Annotated in this window: 7 protein-coding genes; all 7 read left to right on the top strand. The window is 55.0% G+C overall.

Features of this window, described 5'->3' with window-relative positions; translation table 11 throughout:
- Nucleotides 1-1235: hypothetical protein (locus VKV29_RS01360; protein WP_324199498.1), on the top strand; the 1235-nt coding region annotated here is incomplete at its 5' end.
- Nucleotides 1236-1704: 469 nt separating this feature from the next.
- Nucleotides 1705-2286, top strand: a complete 582-nt coding sequence (gene pyrR, locus VKV29_RS01355; protein WP_324199497.1) for a bifunctional pyr operon transcriptional regulator/uracil phosphoribosyltransferase PyrR — start codon at nt 1705-1707, stop codon at nt 2284-2286.
- Nucleotides 2287-2310: 24 nt separating this feature from the next.
- Complete coding sequence (locus VKV29_RS01350) at nt 2311-3243, top strand: aspartate carbamoyltransferase catalytic subunit (RefSeq protein ID WP_324199496.1); 933 nt, start codon at nt 2311-2313, stop codon at nt 3241-3243.
- Between the two features lies 1 nt (nt 3244).
- Nucleotides 3245-4537, top strand: a complete 1293-nt coding sequence (locus VKV29_RS01345; RefSeq protein ID WP_324199495.1) for a dihydroorotase — start codon at nt 3245-3247, stop codon at nt 4535-4537.
- Entirely contained in the window at nt 4530-6158 is a 1629-nt protein-coding gene (locus VKV29_RS01340) for an amidohydrolase (RefSeq protein ID WP_324199494.1), read from the top strand. The genes VKV29_RS01345 and VKV29_RS01340 overlap by 8 nt, the downstream gene beginning before the upstream one ends.
- A 29-nt stretch (nt 6159-6187) precedes the next feature.
- Complete coding sequence (gene carA, locus VKV29_RS01335) at nt 6188-7318, top strand: glutamine-hydrolyzing carbamoyl-phosphate synthase small subunit (protein ID WP_324199493.1); 1131 nt, start codon at nt 6188-6190, stop codon at nt 7316-7318.
- Nucleotides 7315-7968, top strand: a complete 654-nt coding sequence (gene lepB / locus VKV29_RS01330) for a signal peptidase I (RefSeq protein ID WP_324199492.1) — start codon at nt 7315-7317, stop codon at nt 7966-7968. The genes carA and lepB overlap by 4 nt, the downstream gene beginning before the upstream one ends.
- Nucleotides 7969-8226: the final 258 nt, after the last annotated feature.

The following is an 8226-nucleotide window of genomic DNA, read 5'->3' as shown; positions in this document are numbered from 1 at the left end:
ACACACCTTTCCTTGCGGCAGCTATCAACCTAGATACCCCTTCAACCAGAGAATGGTCGAATACTCCTCAATTAGAACATGTCATAACCCTATCTTTTCAACATACAACAGTTTCGAGGTTTCTTCATCTGCTCTCTCAACGCGTCGGTAAGCCAATCACTTTAGAACACGATAGCCCCTTCCAAACCTCGGTAGTAGCCGGAGTCGTTGGCTTACCCTCAGGCAACCTAAGCCATCAAAGAAGATTGCGGATATCATCAAGACTAGGGGATCCGAGTCTCCAGATATCTTTACGTCGCCTACCCACCTACAAGGTAATAGAAATATTATGTCTAGCGCTGGGCAGAGAGATAGTTGTCTGTCCCCATTTCGTCGGTTATCACCTCAGACCATCCTACTTTTTGCAAGTTGACGCTCCTTACTACCCGGCAAATTCACAAGAGTGGAGGCTTTATAAAGTGGGGATAGACCTCATTCACTATCTTCAGAAACTGCCTCCTGAAGCATGGTCACCCGTCGATCCCGTCATAGGGCACGCCCTCGTAAAAATGTTAGGGCTTTGCCTACAAAGTACCTCGATACGCATTCCTGTCTGCTCCCAATCCCCTTCTTCCCTCCACAACGTTCCTTCTCTACTCTCGGAAAGCGATCTTAGCCCTGTTCCGCTCGGATTATCAAAAAGACAATTGTTGCTACTGGATAATAATGGTAGTTTTTACTCTTTTTCCATAGGCCTAAAATTAAGACCGAGCTGTAGCCTCGCACGAAATTACCAATTAGATGGCTTCAGCTTCACGATTAACGATTGGCCGGAGGAACGCGTATGTCTACAGCAAAAGGAACTCCAGGAACATTGTATCGCAATAGACCCACCGAGAATACTTTATGGTCAATTTCAAAAAAGACACCAACTTCCCGCCACGCTGCTGCAACGGTGCACCTTCCATTTCTCAAAAACAACGACACTTGGCCATGCTCTAGAAGAGATCGGAACCCGAACAGGAATCAACATTGTTATCGTCGGCCTCCCTCAAGAGAAAATAAGTCCATCCTGCACTGCTTTCACCCGCTGCCCTCTTCTAGATATCCTCAATAGCATTCTCCAACCAAATCCATCCGCCCCACCATTCTACTGGGCTTATGCGAATAGTACCATCATTGTGAGTAACAGCCTTGTAGATCCGAACTTCGATGCGCTCAACAACAAAATGGCCCCTCTACTCCCGAATCTCTAGGCTATTGCGTGAGATTCTTTATTGAATGGTCTTTATCTTTGCTTCCGATGGGTACTAGCACAATAGGGAACGCTATTGTATAGCAATGCAGTTATCCTATACTGTCATAGAATCTGCTTGATACCCAGTTCTCACCCCCTTACTTCTCTCCTCCCTACTCAAACCTGTACACTCAGGAGAGCGACTTCAAAGTTATTTTTCTGCAAAAACTAGAGGGCTTGCATGGCACGACCGTCTTGCGGTAGAATGATAGGCGTCTGCGAAAGCGGATACAGAAAGCGTGAACCTTTAAGTCGGTCCGGTGAGGCTGACAAGGGATGTGCTGTCCGTTCTATCCTATTCTATGCATTAGCGCCCGGCCACAAGCTGGGTTAGGATTGACACAACACCCTCTCCGCCTCCCCCGGCCCCAGATCGCGGATGGTGGCAAGCTGTGTCGTGCGTTCCGCCTCCGCAAGGAGACAGAGCCGTGGAGAGCGAACATCCAAAGACGGATGCCTTAGACAACGTGCAAACGGTGCCCCTTATGGATGCCGACGACATCCGAAGGGCACTCACCCGCCTTGCTCATGAGATCGTCGAACGAAACCGAGGTGTTGAAAACCTCGTTCTGGTCGGCATCCTCACCCGTGGTGCTCCCCTTGCCCAGCGCCTCGCGCGACTCCTTCATCAGATAGAAGGAACCTCGGTGCCCGTAGGCCGCCTCGATATAGGTCTCTATCGCGATGACTACGGCACAAACCCCAAAGGCCTGCCCGCCGTCGCCCCCTCCGATATACCGGTAGACCTCAATGAAAAGCGCGTCGTGCTCGTTGACGATGTGCTCTTCACCGGTCGAACCGTCCGCGCCGCACTCTCTGCCCTCCTCGATCTGGGACGCCCGGCCTCCATCCAACTCACCGTCCTACTTGACCGAGGCCACCGTGAACTGCCCATTCGCCCCGACTTCGTCGGCAAAAATGTGCCAACCGCACGGCACGAACATATAGCCGTGCACCTTAGCGAAACCGACGGTGAAGACCGCGTCCTCCTGCAAAGGCGCGGCGCCTAGCAACAAAGTTAAGGAACTTAGGGTATGCGTCACCTATTGACTCTGCGTGACACATCGAAACAGGATATCCTGCATATCCTGCAGACGGCTGCCAGCTTCAAAGAGATTCTGCAGCGCCCGGTTAAAAAAGTGCCCACCCTTCGTGGCCGTGCCATGGTAACCCTCTTCTACGAAAACTCCACGCGCACCCGCACCTCTTTTGAAATGGCCGCCAAAATCATGAGCGCCGAAGCCATTAACATCGCCGTCGCACAGTCGTCGGTGGCCAAAGGAGAATCGCTGAAGGATACCCTGCTTACCCTACAGTCTCTCAAGGCCGATTGCATCGTCATGCGCCACTATGCCGCCGGCGCCCCAGAGTTTGCTGCAAAGCTGCTGCATACCCCCGTGGTCAATGCCGGGGATGGACGCCATGAACATCCTACCCAAGCCCTGCTCGACCTGTTTACCATTCAACACTACAAAGGCACCATCGAAAACTTAACCGTGGCCATCGTGGGCGACATCGCACATAGCCGCGTTGCGCGCTCCAATATCTGGGGGCTGACAAAGCTCGGCGCCAAAGTGCGCCTTGTCGGCCCCCAAACCCTTATGCCAAAAGATGCCCAACAACTGCCGGTAAGCGTCTATTACGACCTCAAAGCAGGGCTTGAAGGGGCCGATGTGGTGAATGTCCTGCGCATTCAGACCGAGCGTCAAGACCGAGGGCTGCTGCCAGGGCTTCGGGAATACTCTCGGCTCTACGGCATCTCGGCCTCCACCCTGCGCTACGCCAAGCCGGATGTGCTGGTGCTGCACCCCGGCCCCATGAACAGGGGCGTGGAGATATCTGCCGAGGTCGCCGATGGCAAGTGTGGACAGCATTGTGCTGTGACCGAACAGGTGACCAACGGGATCGCCGTTCGCATGGCCGTGCTCTATCTACTGATGGGCGTGCCCCAATCTGAGGAGAGCTGAATTGAGAACTATTTTGGCCGGAGGGCGCATTCTCGACCCCTCACAGAATCTCGACCGCGTGGGCGACCTGCTTATCGAGGACGGTCGCATTGTGGGCATCACACCCCCAGGCGAAACTCGCCAAGCCGATGAAGTGATCCCTGTGGACGGCCTGCTTGTAACCCCAGGGCTGATAGATATCCACGTCCATCTGCGTGAGCCTGGCTTTGAATATAAAGAAGATATTGAAAGCGGAACGCGTGCCGCCGCCGCAGGCGGGTTCACCTCCGTCTGCTGCATGCCCAACACCAACCCGGCCATAGATAGCGCCCCGGTTGTTCACTACATTCGTGAACGGGCCGAACAGTATGGCTTGGCCAGGGTCTTCCCCATCGCGGCGGCCACCAAAGGCATGGAAGGAGGCCAGTTAACCGAGATGGCCGAGTTGAAGGCCGCCGGTGCCATTGCCATCTCCGACGATGCCTTCCCCATCCAAAGCGCCGAGACGATGCGTAGGGTGATGGAGTATTGTGCCATGCTTGATCTGCCGCTGCTGACTCATAATGAGGACAAATCGCTAACCGCACACGGAGCCATGAACGAAGGCTACGTCGCTACCGTGCTCGGCATTGCCGGTATGCCGCGGGTCGCCGAGGATATTGCCGTAGCACGTAATATCCTCCTCTGCGAATACACCGGCTGTCGTCTTCACCTCTTGCACATCTCCTCGGCACGAACCGTGCAGATTCTGCGCCAAGCCAAAGCAAAAGGCCTGCCGGTTACCGGCGAGGCCTGCCCCCATCACTGGGTACTCACAGAGGAGGCCTGCTTCGGCTACAACACCGATGCCAAAATGAACCCTCCCCTGCGTACCGCACAAGACTGTGAGGCGATTAAAGAGGCTTTGGCAGACGGCACCATAGACTGCATCGCCACCGACCATGCTCCTCATGCCGCTCATGAGAAAGAGACGGAGTTTGAAGCCGCTCCGTTCGGCATTGTAGGGCTTGAGACGGCCTTTGCCTTGAGCTATACCCATCTCGTGCTTCCCGGCAAATTGACCCTTAACGATCTTCTCGCGCGGCTAACCTGGAACCCGGCACGCATTTTGGCGCTTCCACACAAACTCGGCACGCTTCAACCGAATGCCCCTGCCGATGTGGCCGTGTTCGACCTCGACGCCGAATGGACGATTGACCGCGCCAAACTTCACTCAAAGTCAAAGAATACGCCGTTTCATGGAGCTGTCGTGAAAGGGAAACCTCTTTTCACCCTGCTGAACGGCAGAAAAATAGAGGTGAATTCGCATGACTAGCAGAGCGCAAACGGTTTTCAGCGGGGGCACCATCCTCACGATGGAGCCGGAAAACCCCGTGGCCGAAGCCCTCGCGATCGGGCCCGATGGCCGTATCCTTGCCGTTGGACGGGAGTCGGAGGTCAAAATTCTTGCGCGTACCACAACCAGACAGATTGACCTTCAAGGAAAAACGCTTCTTCCAGGCTTTTTCGACTGTCACATGCATATTCTGCCTCTAGGCCTTGCGCTTATGCAAGTGGATCTCTCGCCATCTGTGGCCAAATCGGTGGACGACATCGTTCGGCTTCTGCGCAAGCGCCTCGAAGAACAACCAGACGCGCCATGCATTCTGGGCAATCGTTACGACCACAACCGCTTCGTCCCTCCCGTACATCCCACGCGATACGATCTCGATAAGGTCTGTACCGACCGGCCGGTGCGCATCGAGCATACCTCCGGCCACGCGGCCGTCGTCAATAGCCACGCCCTCAAGCTTTTAAACATCACACGAGAAACCCCTGACCCCATCGGGGGAACCATCGTACGCGATGCCCAAGGCGAGCCAAACGGTGTCCTGCTTGAAACGGCTAGCTGGCAAAATCTCGACAAGATCATTCCTCCACCCACGCGATCACAACAGATCGAAGCGCTGAAACTTGCCAATCGCTACCTCATCGAGCGTGGCATCACCTCCGCTTCCGACGCCAATACGCTCCCTGAAGAGATCGAGGTCTACGCCCAAGCGGTGCGCAACAAAGCGCTTCAGGTGCGCGTCAACGGCATGATCGCTTGGGCCGATGTTATGCGCTCCGCCGGCGACAACCCACCACCTCCTCATGAATTTCACCATCCCGATGTCAGCGGGCACCAGTTTCACATTGGGCAGGCCAAGCTCTTTTCCGACGGTGCCATCACCACCCGCACCTGTCGGCTATCACAACCCTTCCAGGACATGCCCGACAACTATGGTCTCTACCTTCACCCGCCTGAAGAGCTAGAAGCCTATATCCTAGCGGCTCATCAGAAGGGTTGGCAGATCGCCACCCACGCTATTGGAGATGCGGCCATAGACCTTGTTCTGCGCTGCTATGCCAAGGCGCAACGCGTTCACCCGCGCCCACGCCCCGGCCATCGTATCGAGCACTGTATGCTCCTCAACCCCGATCTTATCGCGCGCCTAAGACGCCAGCACATCTGGGCTATCGGTCAGCCAGAATTTCTTATGCAGCTTGGCGATGCCTATATCGCGGCACTCGGTGCAGAACGAGCCAACGCGCTCTCCCCCTATGCAACGCTCGAAGCCCAAGGGGTAGCCCAGGCCTTCAGTTCCGATTGCCCCGTCGTTCCGGGCGCTCCTCTCGATGGCATTCGCGCCGCCATGGAACGCAAAACCCCTTCTGGGGTCGTCCTTAATGAGCAAGAGAGGGTCTCGGTCGAAGTCGCCCTCTATGCCTATACCGCCAGCCCTGCCTACGCTACCCGTACCGATGATGACCGTGGCACCCTCTCCGCGGGGAAATGGGCCGATATCGTGGTTCTCTCCGATAACCCAATGCAGGTTCCCCTTTCCGAATGGGAACGCCTAAATGTAGTGGCCACTTTCATACAGGGCGAGCAAGTCTACGGAGAGCTATCTTAACAGGTAATGTATAAACCGGAAAGAAAGATATGAGTAAAGCGATCCTTGTTCTGGAAGATGGAACCGTTTTTGAAGGCGAATCGTTAGGAGCCGGTGGATACACCACAGGTGAGGTGGTTTTCAATACCGGCATGACCGGCTATCAGGAGATTCTTACCGACCCCTCCTACGCCAATCAGATCGTTACCCTCACCTATCCGCTCATCGGGAACTACGGCATCAATCCCGAAGACTTCGAGTCGCGCAAGGTACAGGTAAGCGGCCTTGTGGTACGTGAGGTATCCGAGACACCTAGCAACTGGCGTGCCGAGTGGAATCTTCACGATTTCCTCAAGGAGCGCGGGATCGTTGCCATCTCTAAAGTAGATACGCGTGCGCTTACCCGTGCCTTGCGTATCCGAGGGGTCATGATGGGAACCATCTCCACCGAGGAGACCCCACAACAGGCCCTCGAACGATTGCACTCTACCCCACGCTACGAATCGGCAGACCTTACCCGCCTTGTCACCACCGAACAACCCTATCGCTGGCACCCTGGGGATAAGGCACCGTCTCCTTTCGATTCCCTTAAGGCCTCGCGCGAAGCGCGATGGCGCCTTGCCCTAATTGATTGCGGCGTAAAATACAACATCTTGCGTAACTTGGCTGCGCTGAACTGCCAGGTTACCGTCTACCCCTGCACGGCTACCGCACCCGAGATTCTTCGAGAGAACCCCGATGGCATCGTCCTCTCGCCTGGACCTGGCGACCCAGCACATCTCGGCTACATCGTGAACACCGTGCGTGCTTTGGCCGAACGCAAACCGATCATGGGGATCTGCCTCGGTAATCAACTGCTAGGATGCGCCTTTGGCAGCCGAACCTTCAAACTCAAGTTCGGACATCGTGGCAGTAATCATCCGGTGAAAGACCTGCAAAGCGGCCGCGTCTACATCACCTCACAAAACCATGGGTACGCTGTCGATCCTGATAAACTACGCGACGGCATGGAAGTTGCCCAAATTAACCTTAACGACGGCACGGTTGAGGGGCTGCGCCACCGCGAGCTACCCATCTTCTCGATTCAGTATCACCCTGAAGCCTCTCCTGGGCCTAACGATAGTGCCAACCTCTTCCGTAAGTTCATCGAGATTCTAGAGAAGGTAGAGGCAGAAAAATGACCGTTTTCAACCGTGATAACACAGGGTTAACGCCAAACGCCAGCACCAAAGAGTTGCAGTTAAAAAGGAGAAACCGCTACTACTTTTCGCTCTTTCTGCTGTTAGTGCTCGGCTACTCGGCCTTGGCCTTCACCACCGGCTACATCCCCTCCGGCTCTATGGAGCCACTGCTGAAGCCGGGTGATCATGTGCTGCTGATGCGGGCGTGGGCCGCTTACCCTTTTGGCACACTCCCCTCCCGTGGGGATGTAGTGACCTTCCATTTCACTAAGGCGGCTCAAGAGCGCGACGCCGCCAATTTCCCCGGCACCGAAGCAGCCACAATTAAGAGCGGAGAGATTCTTATTAAACGAATCGTGGCCCTGCCCGGTGAGACCGTGCAAATACTCGGTAACACAGTCTATATCAACGGCAAACCGCTGCAGGAAAACTACACGACCATCCCAGTTAGCAATCCGAACCTCTACTATCCTTACGCCGTCCTTCAGCCGCTAAAAGTGCCTTCGGACTGCGTTTTCGTCTTAGGAGATAATCGCAACAACAGCGACGACGGCCGCTTTTGGGGGCCTCTACACATCAACGATATTACCGCGAAGTACATTATGACCCTCTATCACACCAAACCGCCTAAGGATTCGGAGAGTCAGTGAGGCCGAACCTGCAACACATAGTGAATATACCGACATGGAAAGCCATCGCCTTTCATCGGCGAAAAGCTTTTCCTCTCCTACTTCTCCTCTGCTCTGGCCTCATGCTCTTCGTACGACTCTACGCCTTATCCAGCGATGCCTATCCTCGCCTTTCCTGGAGCAGCGCCCTCCTCACCGACGAAGGCTTCTACCTCCATAATGCCAGAAACCTCCTCCTCTTCCACCATACCACCACCGATGACTTCAATAACGACCTCA

Source organism: Chthonomonas sp. (genome assembly GCF_035294165.1).
Classification (GTDB): Bacteria; Armatimonadota; Chthonomonadetes; order Chthonomonadales; family Chthonomonadaceae; genus Chthonomonas.
This window is presented reverse-complemented; position numbering and strand designations above follow the sequence as displayed.

Coding starts and splice junctions, on each gene's coding strand:
- carA (WP_324199493.1), top strand. CDS start 6,188: ATGAGTAAAGCGATCCTTGTTCTGGAAGATGGAACCGTTTTTGAAGGC.
- lepB (WP_324199492.1), top strand. CDS start 7,315: ATGACCGTTTTCAACCGTGATAACACAGGGTTAACGCCAAACGCCAGC.
- VKV29_RS01350 (WP_324199496.1), top strand. CDS start 2,311: ATGCGTCACCTATTGACTCTGCGTGACACATCGAAACAGGATATCCTG.
- VKV29_RS01340 (WP_324199494.1), top strand. CDS start 4,530: ATGACTAGCAGAGCGCAAACGGTTTTCAGCGGGGGCACCATCCTCACG.